This is a genomic window from Pseudonocardia sp. ICBG162 (genome assembly GCF_020496225.1).
GTDB lineage: Bacteria > Actinomycetota > Actinomycetes > Mycobacteriales > Pseudonocardiaceae > Pseudonocardia > Pseudonocardia alni.
This window is the reverse complement of the sequence record NZ_JAHLJD010000005.1, coordinates 324,410-341,644: the sequence shown is the minus strand read 5'-3', so window position 1 is coordinate 341,644 and position 17,235 is coordinate 324,410. Positions and strand designations below refer to the sequence as shown.

Genomic DNA, 17,235 nt, shown 5'->3' with positions numbered 1-17,235 from the left:
TCTCCTGTGGACAACCGGTGCCACCTGTGGACAGGTGTCAGGTCCGCCGCTCGCCGAGCACGCAGAACTCGTTGCCCTCGGGGTCGGCGAGCACCGTCCACGACACCTCGTCGGCCGGGACCCGGTGCTGGCCCACGTTGACCCGGGTGGCGCCCAGCATCAGCAGCCGGGCCACCTCGGAGTCGCGGACGCCGTCCGGCCGCAGGTCGATGTGCAGGCGGTTCTTGGTCCGCTTGCCCTCCGCGACCGGCACGAAGATCAGCCCCGGGACGACGCCCTCGGCGGGCTGGATCTCGAACTCCGACGCCGAGGCGTTCACCACCGTCCAGTCCAGGGCCTCGGCCCACCAGCGGCCGAGCCGGACCGGGTCCCGGGCGTCGACGACGACCTGCTCCCACTGCAGGGCCATCAGACGTCGACCGCCGTCTCCCGGTCGGGGACCAGGAGCGTGGTGGCCTCGGGCTTGAGCTGGTCGAAGAACCGGTGATGGAGCGCCGGGTCGGCGAGGGTGCCCTCGTGGATCGGCACCACCGTCCGCGGGGCGACCGACCGCAGGTAGTCGACGGCCTCGGAGACCTTCAGCCAGGGCGCGCCGGTGGGGAGCAGCAGCGTCGCCAGCTCGTCGACGCCCGGCGGGACGTAGGCGTCGCCGGGGTGCAGCAGCGCGCCGTCGACGAGGTAGCCGTTGTTCGCGACCAGCGGGATGTCCGGGTGGATCTGCGCGTGGTCCCCGGACCCGACGACGGTCACCTCGGCGCCGCCGAGGGCCAGCGCGTCGCCGGGGGCGGCGGTGCGGGCGTCGATGCCGTCGAGCTGCCCGGCGGTCTGGCCGTCGGTGACCAGGGCGGCGTCGGGGTTGGCGCGCAGCAGGGTGCGCAGCGCGTCGGCGTCGACGTGGTCGAAGTGCTGGTGGGTGACGAGGATCGCGTCGAGGCCCTCCAGGCCGGTGAACCCGGAGGAGAAGGCGCCGGGGTCGAACAGCAGGCGTGCGGCTCCGGTGTCGACCAGGACGCAGGCGTGGCCGTAGTGCGTCAGCTGCATGGGCACAGCATCCCGTGTCGCGGCGGCGCGGCGCCCGGCGGCCGCGCCGGTGGGTCCGGGTGGCCCGGCACGCCGGCGGCGTCAGCCCCCGGTGTGCGCCGCCAGCACCGCCCGTTCCTCGGCGGCGGTCAGCCCGGCGCCCCGTCCGCGGTCGAGGCCGAGCTCGCGTTCCCACGCCAGCGCCGCCCGGGCGGTGACGGCGAGCGGGCGGGTCTCCAGCCCGGCGGCGACGGTCGCGGTGACGTCGCGGTCGGCGATGCCCCAGAGCGTCTCCGGCAGCCACAGGGGCAGCGACCGCGGGCCCGCCCAGATCGCGACGTCCTGCGCCCGCAGGGTCTCCCCGGGCACGCGGACCAGCTCGAGGTCGTCGGCGCCGACGGCCTCCGCGGTCGCCGCGAGCACCCGGTCCAGGGTGGACCGCGGGCCGGTGCCGTCGTGGGTGCCCGTGGTGCCGGCCTCGGCGCGGGCGACGACCCAGGCCGCCAGGTCGTCGACGTCGACCACCTGCATCGGCTGCGCGGGCGCGTCCGGCACCACCACCCGGCCGCCACGGGCGAACCGGTTCGCCCAGTAGCCATAGCGGTCGTGCCGGTCCCCGTGCCCGCACAGCAGCCCGGCGCGGACGACGTGCGCGCGGTCGCCCGCCCGCTCGCGCACCGCGTGCTCGCTGCCGACCTTCGCCGCGCCGTAGACGTCGGGATCGGTGCGGGACCGCTCCGGATCGGGTTCGTCGTGCAGCGGTGCCAGGGTCGGCTGGTCGACGGTCCCGCCCCGCACCGCCGGGTCGGCGTAGGCGTTGATCGAGGACACGAACGTCCAGTGCCCGAAGCGGCCGTCCAGGGCGTCGAGGGCGTCGCGGACCCAGGGCGCGGACATCGTCGCCACGTCGACGACGGCGTCGGCGGTCCGCCCGTCCAGCGCCGCGGCGAGCGACCCGGGCCGCGAGCGGTCCGCCACCAGCACCTCCGCGCCGTCCGGCGGCGCCCCGGACACACCCCGGGACACGCACGTCACCGCGTGCCCGGCCGCCAGTGCGGCCGCGGCGACCGCGCGCGAGAGGAAGACCGTCCCACCCAGCACCAGGAATCGCATGCGCCGATGGTGAGGGCACGCACGTCGAGTTGTCCGCCCCGTTCACCGTAGGCTGACCCCGTGGCCAGAGTGGTGGTGGACGTGATGCCCAAGCCCGAGATCCTCGACGTGCAGGGTCAGGCCGTGACCCGGGCGCTCGACCGGATCGGTGTGTCCGGCGTGAGCGGGGTGCGGCAGGGCAAGCACTTCGAGCTCGAGGTCTCCGACGGCATCGACGACGAGACCCTGCACCGGCTCGCCGGCTCGCTGCTGGCGAACCCGGTGATCGAGGACTGGACGGTGACCCGGCTGTGAGCACCCGCGTCGGTGTGATCACCTTCCCGGGCACCCTGGACGACGTCGACGCCGCCCGCGCGGTCCGCCGCGCCGGCGCCGAGGCCGTCCCGCTGTGGCACGGCGACCACGACCTGCAGGGTGTGGACGCCGTCGTCGTGCCGGGCGGGTTCTCCTACGGCGACTACCTGCGCGCCGGCGCGATCGCGAGCCTGGCGCCGATCATGACCGAGGTCGTGCAGGGCGCCGGGCGCGGTCTGCCGGTGCTCGGCATCTGCAACGGCTTCCAGATCCTCTGCGAGGCGCACCTGCTCCCCGGCGCGCTCGTCGCGAACGCCGGGATGCACTTCCTGTGCCGCGACCTCGAGCTGACCGTGGAGAATGCGCAGACCGCGTGGACCCGCGACTACACCGCGGGGGACCGGCTGACGATCCCGCTGAAGTCGCAGGAGGGCCGCTACGTCGCCGACGCCGCGACCCTCGACGAGCTGGAGGGCGAGGGCCGCGTGGTGTTCCGCTACGCCGAGTCCGCCCCCAACGGCTCGACCCGCGACATCGCCGGCATCACCAACGCGGCGGGCAACGTGGTCGGCCTCATGCCGCACCCGGAGCACGCGACCAGCGAGCTGACCGGCCCGTCCGCGGACGGCCTCGGCCTGTTCACCTCGGTGCTGGCCCGGGTCACCGCCTGACCCACCGACGACGCACGGCCCGGCCGGTGGTCCCCGCGGACCACCGGCCGGGCCGTCTCCGTGTTCAGCGCGGGATCTCCGACGCCGGGGCGGTCGTCGTCGCGGCGAAGCCGGCCTGCGCCTGCTCCTGGGTGGGCGCGACGACGTAGATCGAGAACCGCGTGTCCGCGCAGAGCGCGACGGCGACCGCGTTGCGGCTCAGCGTCGGTCCGCGGGAGAAGAACGGCCCCTGCACCGTGGCGTCGTCGCCGGAGCTCCAGGTGTCCGAGCCCGGCGGCAGCGAGGCCCCCGCGCGGACGTGGTCGTAGAAGGCGCGGGCGTCGCCCGCGTCGGACCACATGTCGTAGAACACCGTCGCTCCGTTCGTGGTGTCCTCGCAGCGGATCGAGGCGATCGAGGCGTAGCCGGTGTCGTCCGCGGGGACGGTCACGCAGCCGGGCGCGGCCGCGGAGCCGAAGACCTGCCGCAGCACGGTGAGGTCGGCCTCCCGGTTGGGGATCGGCGTGGTCGCGGCCGGGGCCGCCGACGCCGGTGCCGCCGCGGGGGCCGTGGTGGGTGCCGCGGCGGGCGCGGCCGTGGGCGCCGGGGGAGCGGTCCCGCCGGCCGGGTCCTCCAGGACGGTGCCGACGACCATCAGCGCGCCGAAGCCCAGCACCACGGTGGCGAGCACCGCGGTCACCGCGACCAGCGCCGGGTGGGTGCGCCGCCGCGGCTGCGGCGGGACCCACGGGCCCTGCGGCCCGGAGTACGGGCCGCCGAGCCCGGCCGGGGCCGCGAGGCCGGGCGGGACGCCGTGGCCGCCGGGCGGGGTCGCCGGTGCCGCCCACGGGCCGTGGGCCGCGCCGTCGTGTCCCGCCTGTCCCCACGGCGGCTGCCCCCACAGCGCGGCCGTCCCGCCGGGCCCGGTGCCCCCCGGTGCCCCGGGCACGGTCCCGGCCGGAGCCGGGACCGTGCCCACGGACGCCGCGACCCCCGCCGCAGCGGGCACCGTGCCCGCCGCGCCCGCGACCCCGACGGCGCCGGCCGCGGCCCCGGCGGCGACCGGGACCGGCCCGGACCCCGGGGCGGCGACCCGGACCGGACCGGAGCCCGGCGCCGGGGCCTGGGACGGGATGCCGGACAGCACCCGGGTCGGCCCGGAGGCCGTCGACCGCTCGGGATCCGCACCCAGCGCCTGCGCCAGCGCGGCGGCGAGCTCCGGCGCCGTCGCGAACCGCTCGTCCGGGTCGACGGCCATGCCGCGGACCAGGACGTCGTCGGCGTCGGCGAGCTCGGGGCGCACCGCGGAGATCCGCGGCCGCTCGGCGCCCAGGTGCTGGTACATCAGTGCAGGCCCCTCGGCCCGGAACGGGGCGGCGCCGCTCAGCGCCTCGTAGGTGAGGCAGGCCAGCGCGTACACGTCGACCCGCCGGTCCGCGGCCGCGCCGAGGAACAGCTCGGGGGCCATGTAGGCCAGCGTCCCGATCGCGGTGCCCGTCCCGGTCAGCGCCGTCCCGGTGCCGGCGTCGGTGGACTTGGCGATGCCGAAGTCGACGAGATAGGCGAAGTCGCGGTCGCCGTCGGCGAGCAGCACGTTGGACGGCTTGACGTCGCGGTGCACCAGGCCGTCGGCGTGCGCGGCGTGCAGCGCGTCGGCGACCTGCCCGACCAGCCGGACGACCCGGTGCGGGTCGAGCGCGCCGGACTCGCGGACGGCCTCGGCGAGGTCGCGCCCGGCGACCAGCCGCATGTCGATGAACAGCCTGCCGTCGATCTCGCCGACGTTGTGGATCGGGATGACGTGCGGCGACGACAGCCGCGCCGCGGTCCGCGACTCCCGCTGGAACCGCGACCGGTACTCCGGCTCGTCGGCCAGCTCCGGGCGCAGCCGCTTCAGCGCGACCACGCGCTCGGTGCGGGTGTCGTAGGCCCGGCTGACCTCCCCCATGCCGCCCCGGCCGAGGACCCCCTCGATCCGGTAGTGACCGAACATCTCCGCCACCGTGCCCACCTCCACCCGTGCCGTCGTCGCGGTGCTGTCGTCACCGTGTCGGGGAGGGGGATGCCGCCCGCGCGCCCGGCGTTTCAGCGACGACGGCGCCCGTCCCCGACCTCACCCGGACGGAGCAGGTCGGCGGGGCGGCGAGCCGGTCGTCGAGCGCGCCGCGCAGCTCCTGCACCCGCCCGGTCAGCTCCCGCACCGCGCCGGCCCGCCGCTCCGCACGGGCGGTGGCGTCACGGCGGCGTCCGGCGTCGCGACGGTGCTCCTCGGCGACGGCCGCGCGCCGCTGCTCCAGCTCGGCGCGACGGGCGTCGAGCAGCTCGTCGACGGTCTGGTCGACCGTGGACCGCCAGGTCGCGACGGCCTGCTGTGCGGTCAGCACCATCTCGCCCGCGGCCGCCCCGACGACGTCGTTCACGCCCTTGGTCAGCGCGGTCCGGGTGTGCGCGGCCTCGGTCAGCCGTCGCTTGTGGACCAGGAACACCCCGGCGACGGCGACGCCGACGGCCACCGGTCCGGCGAACGCGAGCCCCACGCCCAGACCCAGCAGGTGCGCCGAGGCGAAGCTGATGCTGCTCGCCATCATCACCGACGGCAGCCCGTCGGCGATCACGTCGACGCCGCGCGCGGCCGGACCGTCGGTGACGCGGACCGCGCCGTCGGGGCGGGGCCGCCGGTCCAGCAGCCCGGTGTCGAGCCCGACCGGGGGCAGCCCGAGCCGCCGGACGTGCTCGGCCAGACCGGTGGCCGCGAGGTCACGGGTGTCGGCGGCGATCTCCTCCCAGGCCGCGGTGAGCGTGCCCTCCAGCGCCTCCGGGAGCCGGTCGCGGTAGCGGCGCAGCTCCCGCAGCGAGTGCAGCCCGGCGATCTCGATCTCGTACGCCCGGCGGTAGCCCTCCATCCGCACCCGGGCGCGGCGGGCCGCCTCCTGCCCGAGGAACTGCTGGTCGATGCCGCTGCGGCGCCGGGCCCGGCGCAGCTCGCGCAGCCGGTCGAGGTCGTCGTCGATGCCGGCGCGGCGCCGGTCGAGCGCGTCGTCGTCCCCCGAGCCGACGGCGGCCTCGTCGCGGGCGAGGTCGTCCAGCGCGCGGGCGACGCCCTCGACCAGGGTGAGGACGGCGGCGGCCCGGGCCACGCGTCGTCGCCGGGACCAGCTCCCCAGCAGCGCGGTGAGCGCGGGCAGCCCGCTGCGCTCGCGGCGGGCGCCGGCCCGGGCGTCGCGGCCGCGGGCGGCGAGGTCGTCGGCGGCCTCGGCCAGCGCGGCGCTCACCGGCACCCAGGGCGCCTGCTCCAGGCGGCGGGCGGTCGCGGCGTCGAGCCTGCCGTCGGCGACGGCGGCCGCGGTGAAGGTCGCGACCCGGGCCCGGTTCTCGGCCAGGAGCTCCGGCCAGGCCGCCGAGTCGTCGATCTTGGTGAGGACGAAGGCGACCGACGGCACCCGCGCGGCGGCCTCGGCGGCGAACTCCAGCTCGTGCCGCAGCACGGGCTGGTCCTGCGCGCCGACGCACAGCAGCAGCCCGTCCGCGGCGTGCAGCGCGGAGACGGTGATGTGCCGGTGGCCGAGGGTCAGGCTGTCCACGCCGGGGGTGTCGACCAGCCGCAGGCCCCGCAGCGGCTCCCGGGGCACGCCGATGACGACCTCGACCACCCCGGCCCGGTCGGCGCCGTCCACCGCGACGTGCGCGGCGACCCGGTCCGCCGCGACGACCGAGCGGACCGGCCGGCCCGCGTCGTCGCGGCGGGTGACGGTGACGGCCGGGGTGTCGGCGTACTCCAGGTGGACCCGGGTCCCGGTGGCGACGTCGGCGTCGACCGGCAGCAGGTCGCGGTGCCCGCCCAGCGCGTTGAGCAGCCTGCTCTTGCCGCGGTTCTGCGCCCCCGCGACGACGACGGTCAGCACGTCGTCCTTCCACCGCCCGGCCGCGGCGGCGAGCGCGTCGCGCCAGTCGGTCAGGCCGGCGTCGGCGGCCTCGGTGTGGGCGCGGTTGGCCAGGGTCAGCACCGCGGTGACGGTGTCGGCGGGGGCGGCGGTCACGGGGTCTCCCGGGGTCGGGGGCCTGCGATCCGGTCGTAGAGGTCGCAGACCGCGTGCAGGGTGGCCCGCTCGGGGCCGGGCAGGGGTGCGGCGGCCAGCCGTCGCAGCCGGGTGGCGAGGCCCGCGGCGGCGGCCCGGCGCTCGTCGGGGGTCGCGCCGCGCAGCCCGACCGCGCGGTGCGCGGTGCGGGAGCGGGCCAGCCGGGTCAGCGCGTCCCGGTCGTCCTGGGGCACCGACGGGTGCGCGGCCAGCGCCAGCAGGCGGCCCCGGTCCAGCGGTGAGCCGCCGGGCGCCGGTGCCGGGCCGGGCGCGGCGGGGCCGCCGAGGGAGTCGGCGATGGACTCCAGGACGGCGAGCACGTCACGGGCCCGCCGCCCCCCGACCGTCCGGCCCGCGGCGTCGGCCACCGCCCGCCAGCGCGCGGCCGCGGCCCGCGCCCGGGCCACGACCTCCCCGGCCCCGGCCGTCGGGGGCAGCCCCAGCTGGGCGGCGACGTCGTCCTCCCGGACCATCCGCATCAGCTCGTCGGTCATCGGTCCGTCCAGGAGCAGCTCCCCGCGGGCGACGGCGGCGCCGGCGGCGGGCAGGGCGAGTGCCCGCAGCTCGGTCGCGATCCGCCGGTCGGCGTCGACCACCCGGTGCAGCCCGGCGACGGCGGCCCGGTCCGCCGGGTGCCGCGCGGGCCGTGCGGCGAGGCGGCGGATCCGGGCCACCGCGGCGTGCGCGGTGAGCCGGTGCGCGTGCCGCCGGAACCGGTCGACGGCCGGGCCGAGCCCGTCGTCGTGACCGGAGGCGGCGAGCAGCGCGGCGTGCAGCGCGTCGGGCCCGGCGTCCGGCCGGGAGCGCAGCAGGTCGACCGCGACCCGGATCCCGTAGCGGTGCAGCCGGCCGGTCAGCGCAGCCCGGACCGGTGCGGGCAGGGCCGCGTCGAGGGCGGCCGCGGGCCCGTCGCCCAGGTCGGCGGCGAGGTCGGCGGCGCCGTGCCCGGTGAAGTCGTCGAGGTCCAGCAGGAGGTCGTCGAGCAGGTCGTCGTCGAGGGCGGCCAGCGCGCGCAGGCCGGTGAGCTCGGCGGGGCCCAGCAGCCGGCAGCGCGCGGTCTCGGCCAGCAGGCCCGACACCGGCGCGACGTCCAGGGCCACCCCGCGCAGCGCCGCCCGCGCCCGCCCGGCCACCCGGTGCGCGTCGGGCCAGGGGTCCCCGCCCGGGACCCGGTCGACGTGGCTGAGCACGGCGGCGGTGTCGACGGCGGTCATCCCGGCGGCCCCGGACAGCGCGCGGAACTCGGCGAGCACGTCGGCGTCGAAGCGCTGCAGGTGGCGCAGCACGTAGACGAGCGCCTGGGCGTGCCCGGCGGCGTCGTCGCCGAACAGCAGCCGCCGCGTGGCCTCCTCGGTCGCGGCACGGACGGTGTCGATGCCCGGGGTGTCGATCACGGTGAGCACCCGCAGCCGCGGGTCGTCGAGCAGGACGCGCACCCGCAGCACCTCGGCGACCGGGCAGCCGAGGTCCTCGGGCATCCGGCCGTCGACGAGCCGGCGCAGCACCGGGGCGCCGTGGCGCCGCTCGACGACCACCAGCCCGTCGTCGGGGCCGTAGGAGTACCAGGTGACGACCCGGGTGCACTCGCCCGCGTCGGCGGGGGCGACCGGGCGGCCGAGGATCGCGTTGATCAGCGTCGACTTCCCGGCGCCGACGGCCCCGGCGACGGCGAGCTGCAGCGGCCTGCCGAGCGTGTCGGCGATCCGGGTCAGCTCGGCGCGCAGGCCGGGGTCGTGGGCCCGACCGGCCGCGGTGCGGCACGCGGTCCGGAGGACGACGGCCGGGTCGGGCAGCCCGAGCAGCGCCCGGGTGTCGACGAGCGCGGTCGCGGTGGTCACGCCGCACCGTCCGGGGTCGCGTCGTCGGGCCCGGGCAGGACCCCGCCCGGCAGCAGCGCCGCCAGCTCCGGCCGGTACGCGGCGGCGAAGGTCGTCGCGAACCGGTTCTCCTCGGTCGCCGGGTCGCCCGGCCCGACGGTGCCGAGCAGCAGTCGCCGCAGCTCACGGTCGTCGTTCAGGTCCATCTCGCGCTCCTCGACAGTCCGCTGCAAGTCGCTTGCAAGCCCGTGGTCCGACGGTGCAGCGGACACCACGGACGAGAGGCACCGACGATGACGACCACGACCGGCGCGACGACCCTGCTCCGCCCGCTGCACGCGGGTGACACCGCCGAGCTGCTGGAGCGGGCCCGGGCCGGCGACGAGCAGGCCTTCCGCGCGCTGTGGGCGCCCGCCCACCGCCAGGCCCACGCGCTGTGCCTGCGGCTGACCGGCAACCGGGCCGACGCCGACGACGCCCTGCAGGACACCCAGATCGCGGTGTGGCAGAACCTCGACCGCTTCGACGGCCGCTGCCCGTTCACCGCCTGGGTGCAGGCGATCGCGCGCAACGCCGCCCGGTCGGTCCTGCGGGCCCGGTCGCGCCGCCCCGAGCCGGTCGAGGACCTCGAACCGGTCGGCGGGGCCGTCGACCCGTTCGCCGGGGCGGTCACCGAGGTCGACGCCGTGCAGCGGGCGCTGGGCCTGCTGCCCGGGAAGCACCGCGAGGCCCTGCTCCTGCGGGCCGGCGACCTGTCCTACGAGCAGATCGCGGCCCTGATGGGGGCGACCCCGTCGAGCGTGCGGGTCTGGGTCCACCGGGGCAGGCTCCGGCTGGCGGCCGAGCTCGGGCGCTGAGCCCCGGCCGTGCGGACCGGGTGGTTCCCCGGTCCGCACGACCTGCGGTCCGCGGGTCACGCGACGGAGAAGATCCCGCTGCCGGTCCCGCCGGAGGTGACGACGTCGTCGGCGCTGCCGTCCCCGTCGCCGTCGACCGCGACGGTGGTGGTGTCGAAGACCCCGTCGCCGTCGGTGTCGGTGAACACCGCGGCGCTCTCCAGGTAGCCGTCGCCGTCGGTGTCGGTCCGGCCGGCGTCGAACACGCCGTCGCCGTCGGTGTCGCGGACCTCGGTGTCGGCGACGCCGTCGTAGTCGGTGTCGAGCACGCCGTAGTCGGCCGCGCCGTCGCCGTCGGTGTCGCTCGCGACCAGGTCGATCTCGCCGTCGCCGTCGGTGTCGGCGAGCACCGACTCCTGGTAGCCGTCGTGGTCCAGGTCGGCGGTCCGCACGTCGTCGACGGTGGCGGTGGTGTCGAAGTCGCTCATGGTGTTCCCCTCGTCCGTGGCCCGGTGGGCCTGTGCACGAGGGGACGCCGCGGGCGGCGGGTGCGTTTCACCCCGCTGTGGGGAACCCCGCCTGTGGGCCCCGGCACCGTGCGGGGACGCGGGCGGGGGAGCCCCGTCTACCCTGACCCCCGTGACGCAGTCCCAGGTGCCGGTCGATTCCGTCAAGCACGCCGAGGCCACTCCGGAGCAGCCGCAGCCCTTCCGGGAGCTGGGGCTCAAGGACGACGAGTACGCCCGTATCCGGGAGATCCTCGGCCGCCGGCCCACCGACGCCGAGCTGGCGATGTACTCGGTGATGTGGAGCGAGCACTGCTCCTACAAGTCCTCCAAGGTCCACCTGCGCTACTTCGGTGAGACCACCACCGACGAGATGCGCTCGACGATGCTCGCCGGTATCGGCGAGAACGCGGGCGTCGTGTCCGTCGGCGACGGCTGGGCGGTCACCTTCAAGGTCGAGTCGCACAACCACCCGTCCTACGTCGAGCCCTACCAGGGCGCGGCGACCGGTGTCGGCGGCATCGTCCGCGACATCATGGCGATGGGCGCGCGCCCGATCGCCGTCGGCGACCCGCTGCGCTTCGGCCCGCTCGACGCCGACGACACCGGCCGGGTGCTGCCCGGCATCGTCGCCGGTGTCGGCGGCTACGGAAACTGTCTCGGCCTGCCGAACGTCGCGGGCGAGGTCGTCTTCGACCCGTCCTACGCGGGGAACCCGCTGGTCAACGCCCTGTGCGTGGGAGCGCTGAAGACCGAGGACCTGCACCTCGCGTTCGCCTCCGGCACCGGCAACAAGATCATCCTGTTCGGTGCGACGACCGGCCTCGACGGCATCGGCGGCGTGTCCGTGCTGGCGTCGGAGACCTTCGACTCCGACAGCGGCGGCACCGGGCGGAAGAAGCTCCCGAGCGTCCAGGTCGGCGACCCGTTCACCGAGAAGGTCCTCATCGAGTGCTGCCTGGAGCTGTTCGCGGCCGGGCTCGTCGTCGGCATTCAGGACCTCGGCGGCGCCGGGCTGTCCTGCGCGACCTCCGAGCTCGCCTCCGCCGGTGACGGCGGCATGCACGTCGACCTCGACGCCGTCCCGCTGCGCGCCACCGGCATGACCGCCGCCGAGATCCTCTCCTCGGAGTCCCAGGAGCGGATGTGCGCGGTCGTGACCCCGGAGAACGTCGAGGCCTTCCTCGCCGTCTGCCGCAAGTGGGACACCATCGCCACCGTGATCGGCGAGGTCACCGACGGCGACCGCCTGGTGATCACCTCCCAGGGCGAGACCGTCGTCGACGTGCCGCCGCGCACGGTCGCCCACGAGGGCCCGGTCTACACCCGCCCGGTCGCCCGCGACGACGCGAAGCAGGACGCGCTGAACGCGGACTCCCCGGAGACGCTGCCCCGCCCGGAGACCCCGTCCGAGCTGCGCGCGGAGATCCTGCGGATGGCCGCTGCCCCGAACCTCGCGTCCCGCTCGTGGGTCACCGACCAGTACGACCGCTACGTGCGCGGCAACACCGTCGCCGCGCACGGCGCCGACTCCGGCGTCGTGCAGGTCGACGAGTCCACCGGCCGCGGCATCGCCGTCGCCACCGACTGCAACGCCCGCTTCGTGGCGCTCGACCCGTACGTCGGCGCGCAGCTCGCGCTGGCCGAGGCCTACCGCAACGTCGCGACCTCCGGCGCCGTGCCGCTCGCCGTCACCGACTGCCTGAACTTCGGCTCGCCGGAGGACCCGCACGTCATGTGGCAGTTCGAGCAGGCCGTGCGCGGTCTCGCCGACGGCTGCGCGGTGCTGGGCACCCCGGTCACCGGCGGCAACGTCAGCTTCTACAACCAGACCGGGACGACGGCGATCCTGCCGACCCCGGTCGTCGGCGTGCTCGGCGTGATCGACGACGTCACCACCGCGGTCCGGTCCGGGTTCGCCGGCGCCGACGGCGACACGGTCGTCCTGCTCGGCACGACCGCCGCCGAGTTCGGCGGGTCGGAGTGGGCGCACGAGGTGCACGGGCACCTCGGCGGACGGCCGCCCGCCGTCGACCTGGAGCACGAGCGGCGCCTCGCGCAGCTCCTCGCCGCCGCGGCCGCGGACCGGGCGCTGACCGGCAGCCACGACCTGTCCGACGGCGGCCTCGCCCAGGGCCTGGTCGAGGCCGCGCTCGCCGGGGGCCGGGGCGCCCGCGTCGACCTGGCCGGGGTGCACGAGGACTCGTTCACCGCGCTGTTCGCCGAGTCCGCCGGACGGGTGCTGGTCACCGTGCCCGCCGACGGCGCCGAGGCGTTCCTCGCCCGCGCCGCCGAGGCCGGTGTCCCGGCGCTGCAGCTCGGCGAGACCGGCGGCGACGTCCTCGACCTGGGTGACGCCCTCGGTACGCTGGCGCTCGACGAGCTGCGCGCCGCCTGGGAGGGCACGCTCCCGGCGCGGTTCGGCGCCGTCTCGGTCTGATGTCCGACGTCCTCCTGGACTGGGTCGACGACGGGGTCGAGCCGGACCGGGCGACACGGAAGTCGGCGGTGAAGACGTCGCTGGACGAGCTGGCCCGGCGCGCGCCGGGCCGCAGCGTCGAGGTGCGGGTCCCGCCGTTCGGCGCGGTGCAGTGCGTCGAGGGGCCGCGGCACACCCGCGGCACCCCGCCGAACGTCGTCGAGACCGACCCGCGGACCTGGATCGCGCTCGCCATCGGCCGCCTGACCTGGGACGACGCCGTCGCCGCCGGGCGGGTGTCGGCGTCCGGGTCGCGGGCGGGCGAGATCGCCGCGTTCCTGCCGCTCCGCACGCCGTGACCGGACGGGTGCGGTGTGCAACTCCGACGTGACCCCTGTCCCCGTACCTGGGGACACGTGATCTCGGGGCGTACAGTCGTCCCCTGGTCCCGGTACGCCGCCAGCCGAGGAGCGCCGCGTTGAGTTCCGTCCGGAACGAGCACGTCAGCCCTGAACGAACCCTCTCCCTCACCCCCGTCGCACTTCCTGCCCCCGAGCCCGACGAGCAAGGACCCCGCGAGGAGTGCGGTGTGTTCGGCGTCTGGGCCCCCGGCGAGGACGTCGCGAAGATGACCTACTACGGCCTCTACGCGCTGCAGCACCGCGGCCAGGAGGCCGCAGGCATCGCCGTGTCCGACGGCCGCCGCACCGTGGTGTTCAAGGACCTCGGCCTGGTCAGCCAGGTGTTCGACGAGCAGACGCTGTCCTCGCTGCGCGGGCACCTCGCCGTCGGCCACTGCCGCTACTCGACGACCGGCGCGACGACCTGGGAGAACGCCCAGCCGACGTTCCGCACCACCGCCGCGGGCTCCGGCCTGGCGCTGGGCCACAACGGCAACCTGGTCAACACCGCCGAGCTGCGCGAGGACGTCGCGAAGCTGGAGAACCGCAAGCGGTCCGGGCTGCGCGCGACCACCGACTCCGACCTGCTCACCGAGCTGCTGGCCGCGGGCGCCGCGGACCTCGGCGTCTACGAGGCCGCGATGCGGCTGCTGCCGCGGCTGCGCGGCGCGTTCTCGCTGACCTTCGCCGACGAGAGCACCCTCTACGCCGCCCGCGACTCCCACGGCGTCCGCCCGCTGGTGCTGGGCCGCCTGGAGCGCGGCTGGGTCGTCGCGTCGGAGACGGCGGCGCTGGACATCGTCGGCGCCTCGTTCGTCCGTGAGGTCGAGCCGGGCGAGCTCATCGCGATCGACGCCGACGGCATCCGCAGCCAGCGCTTCGCCGCCCCGGAGCCGAAGGGCTGCGTGTTCGAGTACGTCTACCTGGCGCGCCCGGACACCACCATCTCCGGCCGCTCGGTCTACGACACCCGTGTCGAGATCGGCCGCCGCCTCGCCGAGGAGCACCCGGTCGAGGCCGACCTGGTCATCCCGGTCCCGGAGTCCGGCACCCCGGCCGCGATCGGCTACGCCCAGGGCTCCGGCATCCCCTACGGCCAGGGACTGGTGAAGAACGCCTACGTCGGGCGCACCTTCATCCAGCCCAGCCAGACCATCCGCCAGCTCGGCATCCGGCTGAAGCTGAACCCGCTGCGCAACGTCATCCGCGGCAAGCGCCTGGTCGTCGTCGACGACTCGATCGTCCGCGGCAACACCCAGCGCGCGCTGGTGCGGATGCTGCGCGAGGCCGGCGCCCTCGAGGTGCACGTGCGGATCGCCTCGCCGCCCGTGCGCTGGCCCTGCTTCTACGGCATCGACTTCGCCAGCCGGGCCGAGCTGATCGCCAACGGCGCCGACACCGAGGGCGTCCGACGCTCGATCGGCTCGGACAGCCTCGGCTACGTCTCGGTCGAGCAGATGGTCGCCGCCTCCGAGCAGCCGCGCTCGCGGCTGTGCTGCGCCTGCTTCGACGGGGAGTACCCGATCCCGCTGCCGGAGGAGGCCCAGCTCGGCAAGCACCTGCTGGAGGACGTCCCGGAGCCGACGGCGTCCGGTGCCGCCTCTGGCGATCCGGGGCCGTTGTCCGTCGGCTACGGTGCCGGGGAAGCGCTGACCCGCCCGTAGCGGCACCCGATCACGACCCCGTCCCGACCTGGAGAGACCACGCATGCCCTCGACCGAGCCCGGCCCCGCCAGCTACGCCTCCGCGGGGGTGGACATCGATGCGGGGGAGCAGGCGGTCGAGCGTTTTCGTCCGTTCGCCGAGAAGGCGACCCGGCCCGAGGTGCGCGGCGGCATCGGCGGTTTCGCCGGTCTGTTCGCGGCGAAGTTCGGCAAGTACTCCGAGCCGGTGCTGGCCGCCTCGACCGACGGCGTCGGCACCAAGGTCGCGATCGCGCAGGCGATGGACAAGCACGACACCATCGGCCAGGACCTCGTCGCGATGGTCGTCGACGACCTGGTCGTCTGCGGGGCCGAGCCGCTGTTCCTGCAGGACTACATCGCCATCGGCAAGATCGTCCCCGACCAGGTGGCGACGATCGTGCGCGGCATCGCCGAGGGCTGCCAGACTGCGGGCTGCGCGCTGCTCGGCGGCGAGACCGCCGAGCACCCCGGGCTGATGGAGGAGGGCGCCTACGACCTCTCCGCCACCGGTGTGGGTGTCGTCGACGCCGAGAAGATGCTGCGGCCCGAGCGCGTCCGCCCCGGCGACGTGCTGGTCGCCCTCGGCTCCTCCGGGCTGCACTCCAACGGCTACTCCCTGGCCCGCCACGTGCTGCTCGACATCGCCCGGCTGCCGCTGGCCGGTGAGCTGGAGGAGTTCGACCACTCCCTCGGCGAGGAGCTGCTCGTCCCGACCCGGATCTACGCCAAGGACTGCCTGGCGATCACCGCCGAGACCGGCGTGCGGACGTTCTCCCACATCACCGGGGGCGGGCTGGCCCGCAACCTGGAGCGGGTGCTGCCCGAGGGCCTCGCGGCCACCGTGGAGCGTGGCTCCTGGACCCCGGCCCCGATCTTCAAGCTGATCCAGTCCCGCGGCCGGGTCGAGCGCGCGGAGATGGAGAAGACGTTCAACATGGGCGTCGGGATGGTCGCGGTGCTGCCGCCCGAGGACGTCGACCGCGCCCTCGCCGTCCTCACCGCACGGCACGTGCCCGCCTGGATCCTTGGCGAGGTCGGCCGGATCGGCGACGTCGACGGCGCCGGTTCCGGCGAGCTCGGCGCCCGGGTGCAGCTGCGCGGGGAGCACCCCCGCTTCTGAGGCGGTCCCGCGCCGGCTGCTCTCACTCGAAGGAGTGGTGGAGCTCCGTGTCGTGCGACGCCGGCTGCCGGTTCCCGGCGCGGTGCGGCTCGCGCAGCATCGGCGGGTGCAGCGCCGTCGCCGGGCCGCGGCGGAACAACCGGGGCGGACGCCCGCGGCCGCCGGTGACCAGCGTCGTCGTCGGCACGAGGAAGCCGTCGGTGGAGGTCACCTTGCGCTGGAAGTTGCGCGGGTCCAGGGAGGTCTCCCAGACGGCCTCGTAGACCCGGCGCAGGTCGGTCACCGTGAACTCGTCCGGGCAGAACGAGACGGCGAGCGTCGTGTACTCGAGCTTCGACTTCGCCCGCTCCACGCCGTCGGCGAGGATGCGCTGGTGGTCGAACGCCAGCGGCGGCACGTCGTCGACGGCGCACCACGCGGACGCGGCGGCCCCGCCGCCCGGCGTCGGCTCCGGCATGTCCGGCAGCAGCGCGAGGTAGCCCACGGACAGGACCCGGCCGCGGGGATCGCGGTCGGGTGCGGCGTAGCTCGCCAGCTGCTCGAGGTGCCCGCACACGGCACTGCCGGTGTCGGCCCCGGTCTCCTCGCCCAACCGCCGGCTGGCGGTGTGCACGAGGTCCTCCTCCGGGCGCACGAAACCACCGGGCAGGGCCCAGTGCCCGAGGAACGGGGGCTCGCCCCGTTCGATGAGCAGCACGTGCAGACGGTCCGACCGCACGGTCAGCACGACGAGGTTGACGGCGACCGCGAACAGGTTGCCGCGCATCTGCTGAACACCTCGGACGTGACGGGATCGGTGACCAAGCCTCCCACAGGAGACAGGTCATGATCTTGCCCTATCCGACCGGCCGGGGGAAACCGCCCGGTACGACCGGTCCGACGAGCGAGCTCACCGGGTCGGCACGTGCCGCGGCGCCCGGGCCGTCGTGTCACGACGGGAAGCCGGGCGCCGGGGTGGCCGTCAACGGCGAGGGTCGTCGTCCTCGTCGTTGTACTTGGCGGCGAGGTCGTCGTACTCGCCGTAGTCGTCCTCGCGGCTGTCGGTAGTCACCGCCGTCGCGCTACCGATCTCCCGCTGCAAGGCGTCGAGATCCATAGAAGGGGAGCTGTACTTGAGCTCACGGGCCACCTTCGTCTGCTTGGCCTTGGCTCGTCCACGCCCCATGGCAGGTCCCCCTTACAACAGGGAAGGGGCGGCCGGTCATTGCGCACGACCCGGCGGCCCCTCTCGTCTCATCAATGTCGTGAAAACAACCGTACCCTGCTCACCCCGGAACATGCGACGCGGCACCGCCGTC

At 75.8% G+C, this 17,235-nt stretch carries 17 protein-coding genes; 7 read left to right on the top strand and 10 right to left on the bottom strand.

Features of this window, described 5'->3' with window-relative positions; genetic code table 11:
• Window positions 1–37: 37 nt before the first annotated feature.
• The 3 genes from KPL60_RS02050 to KPL60_RS02040 all read right to left on the bottom strand — a co-directional run bounded on the left by KPL60_RS02050 (window position 38) and on the right by KPL60_RS02040 (window position 2,133).
• The gene (locus KPL60_RS02050; protein WP_226364702.1) at window positions 38–409 is read right to left on the bottom strand and encodes a VOC family protein; all 372 of its coding nucleotides are present in this window, start codon (window positions 407–409) and stop codon (window positions 38–40) included.
• Window positions 409–1,041: an MBL fold metallo-hydrolase gene (locus KPL60_RS02045; protein WP_226364701.1), complete on the bottom strand. Its 633-nt coding sequence runs from the start codon at window positions 1,039–1,041 to the stop codon at window positions 409–411. The genes KPL60_RS02050 and KPL60_RS02045 overlap by 1 nt, the downstream gene beginning before the upstream one ends.
• Before the next feature lie 81 nt (window positions 1,042–1,122).
• Window positions 1,123–2,133, bottom strand: a complete 1,011-nt coding sequence (locus KPL60_RS02040; protein ID WP_226364700.1) for an NAD-dependent epimerase/dehydratase family protein — start codon at window positions 2,131–2,133, stop codon at window positions 1,123–1,125.
• 60 nt (window positions 2,134–2,193) lie between these two features.
• Here KPL60_RS02040 and purS point away from each other — a divergent pair, with 60 nt between their 5' ends.
• Together purS and purQ are read left to right on the top strand one after the other, a co-directional pair.
• Window positions 2,194–2,427: a phosphoribosylformylglycinamidine synthase subunit PurS gene (gene purS, locus KPL60_RS02035; protein WP_062399665.1), complete on the top strand. Its 234-nt coding sequence runs from the start codon at window positions 2,194–2,196 to the stop codon at window positions 2,425–2,427.
• Complete coding sequence (gene purQ, locus KPL60_RS02030; RefSeq protein ID WP_226364699.1) at window positions 2,424–3,098, top strand: phosphoribosylformylglycinamidine synthase subunit PurQ; 675 nt, start codon at window positions 2,424–2,426, stop codon at window positions 3,096–3,098. Before purS ends, purQ begins: the two co-directional genes overlap by 4 nt.
• A gap of 64 nt (window positions 3,099–3,162) precedes the next feature.
• Here the strand turns inward: purQ and KPL60_RS02025 are convergent, their stop codons facing one another.
• The 4 genes from KPL60_RS02025 to KPL60_RS02010 are packed head-to-tail and all read right to left on the bottom strand — an operon-like array spanning window position 3,163 to window position 9,176.
• On the bottom strand, window positions 3,163–5,070 hold the full coding sequence (locus KPL60_RS02025; protein WP_226364765.1) for a serine/threonine-protein kinase: 1,908 nt from the start codon (window positions 5,068–5,070) through the stop codon (window positions 3,163–3,165).
• 49 nt (window positions 5,071–5,119) lie between these two features.
• A complete protein-coding gene (locus KPL60_RS02020; protein ID WP_226364698.1) occupies window positions 5,120–7,114 on the bottom strand; it encodes a dynamin family protein in 1,995 nt (664 codons plus the stop codon).
• Window positions 7,111–8,991, bottom strand: a complete 1,881-nt coding sequence (locus KPL60_RS02015) for a dynamin family protein (RefSeq protein ID WP_226364697.1) — start codon at window positions 8,989–8,991, stop codon at window positions 7,111–7,113. Before KPL60_RS02015 ends, KPL60_RS02020 begins: the two co-directional genes overlap by 4 nt.
• Window positions 8,988–9,176, bottom strand: coding sequence for a hypothetical protein (locus KPL60_RS02010; RefSeq protein WP_226364696.1), 189 nt, complete (start codon window positions 9,174–9,176; stop codon window positions 8,988–8,990). The genes KPL60_RS02015 and KPL60_RS02010 overlap by 4 nt, the downstream gene beginning before the upstream one ends.
• Window positions 9,177–9,263: 87 nt before the next feature.
• Between KPL60_RS02010 and KPL60_RS02005 the strand changes: the two genes are divergently transcribed.
• Entirely contained in the window at window positions 9,264–9,827 is a 564-nt protein-coding gene (locus KPL60_RS02005; protein WP_226364695.1) for an RNA polymerase sigma factor, read from the top strand.
• Window positions 9,828–9,883: 56 nt separating this feature from the next.
• Here KPL60_RS02005 and KPL60_RS02000 read toward each other — a convergent pair whose 3' ends face one another.
• Window positions 9,884–10,294, bottom strand: a complete 411-nt coding sequence (locus KPL60_RS02000) for a hypothetical protein (RefSeq protein ID WP_226364694.1) — start codon at window positions 10,292–10,294, stop codon at window positions 9,884–9,886.
• Window positions 10,295–10,445: 151 nt separating this feature from the next.
• Between KPL60_RS02000 and purL the strand changes: the two genes are divergently transcribed.
• From purL to purM, 4 genes are all read left to right on the top strand, one after another.
• A complete protein-coding gene (gene purL / locus KPL60_RS01995; protein WP_226354836.1) occupies window positions 10,446–12,752 on the top strand; it encodes a phosphoribosylformylglycinamidine synthase subunit PurL in 2,307 nt (768 codons plus the stop codon).
• Window positions 12,752–13,090 carry a sterol carrier family protein gene (locus tag KPL60_RS01990; protein WP_226354837.1) on the top strand — a complete coding sequence of 113 codons (339 nt, stop codon included), beginning with the start codon at window positions 12,752–12,754 and terminating at the stop codon, window positions 13,088–13,090. Before purL ends, KPL60_RS01990 begins: the two co-directional genes overlap by 1 nt.
• 119 nt (window positions 13,091–13,209) lie before the next feature.
• On the top strand, window positions 13,210–14,796 hold the full coding sequence (gene purF / locus KPL60_RS01985) for an amidophosphoribosyltransferase (RefSeq protein ID WP_226354838.1): 1,587 nt from the start codon (window positions 13,210–13,212) through the stop codon (window positions 14,794–14,796).
• A 43-nt stretch (window positions 14,797–14,839) separates the two neighbouring features.
• The gene (gene purM, locus KPL60_RS01980; RefSeq protein ID WP_073575834.1) at window positions 14,840–15,937 is read left to right on the top strand and encodes a phosphoribosylformylglycinamidine cyclo-ligase; all 1,098 of its coding nucleotides are present in this window, start codon (window positions 14,840–14,842) and stop codon (window positions 15,935–15,937) included.
• Window positions 15,938–15,959: 22 nt separating this feature from the next.
• On the opposite strand, the gene KPL60_RS01975 is transcribed toward purM, so the two are convergent.
• Window positions 15,960–16,703, bottom strand: a complete 744-nt coding sequence (locus tag KPL60_RS01975) for an NUDIX domain-containing protein (RefSeq protein WP_226364692.1) — start codon at window positions 16,701–16,703, stop codon at window positions 15,960–15,962.
• A gap of 195 nt (window positions 16,704–16,898) precedes the next feature.
• Complete coding sequence (locus KPL60_RS01970) at window positions 16,899–17,102, bottom strand: DUF3073 domain-containing protein (RefSeq protein WP_062399683.1); 204 nt, start codon at window positions 17,100–17,102, stop codon at window positions 16,899–16,901.
• Between the last annotated feature and the right edge of the window lie 133 nt (window positions 17,103–17,235).

What these genes read in the sequence shown, in the direction of transcription:
- KPL60_RS02050 (WP_226364702.1), bottom strand. Translation starts at nt 409, where the DNA reads ATGGCCCTGCAGTGGGAGCAGGTCGTCGTCGACGCCCGGGACCCGGTC.
- KPL60_RS02045 (WP_226364701.1), bottom strand. Translation starts at nt 1,041, where the DNA reads ATGCAGCTGACGCACTACGGCCACGCCTGCGTCCTGGTCGACACCGGA.
- KPL60_RS02040 (WP_226364700.1), bottom strand. Translation starts at nt 2,133, where the DNA reads ATGCGATTCCTGGTGCTGGGTGGGACGGTCTTCCTCTCGCGCGCGGTC.
- KPL60_RS02025 (WP_226364765.1), bottom strand. Translation starts at nt 5,070, where the DNA reads ATGTTCGGTCACTACCGGATCGAGGGGGTCCTCGGCCGGGGCGGCATG.
- KPL60_RS02010 (WP_226364696.1), bottom strand. Translation starts at nt 9,176, where the DNA reads ATGGACCTGAACGACGACCGTGAGCTGCGGCGACTGCTGCTCGGCACC.
- KPL60_RS02005 (WP_226364695.1), top strand. Translation starts at nt 9,264, where the DNA reads ATGACGACCACGACCGGCGCGACGACCCTGCTCCGCCCGCTGCACGCG.
- KPL60_RS02000 (WP_226364694.1), bottom strand. Translation starts at nt 10,294, where the DNA reads ATGAGCGACTTCGACACCACCGCCACCGTCGACGACGTGCGGACCGCC.
- KPL60_RS01990 (WP_226354837.1), top strand. Translation starts at nt 12,752, where the DNA reads ATGTCCGACGTCCTCCTGGACTGGGTCGACGACGGGGTCGAGCCGGAC.
- purM (WP_073575834.1), top strand. Translation starts at nt 14,840, where the DNA reads ATGCCCTCGACCGAGCCCGGCCCCGCCAGCTACGCCTCCGCGGGGGTG.
- KPL60_RS01975 (WP_226364692.1), bottom strand. Translation starts at nt 16,703, where the DNA reads ATGCGCGGCAACCTGTTCGCGGTCGCCGTCAACCTCGTCGTGCTGACC.
- KPL60_RS01970 (WP_062399683.1), bottom strand. Translation starts at nt 17,102, where the DNA reads ATGGGGCGTGGACGAGCCAAGGCCAAGCAGACGAAGGTGGCCCGTGAG.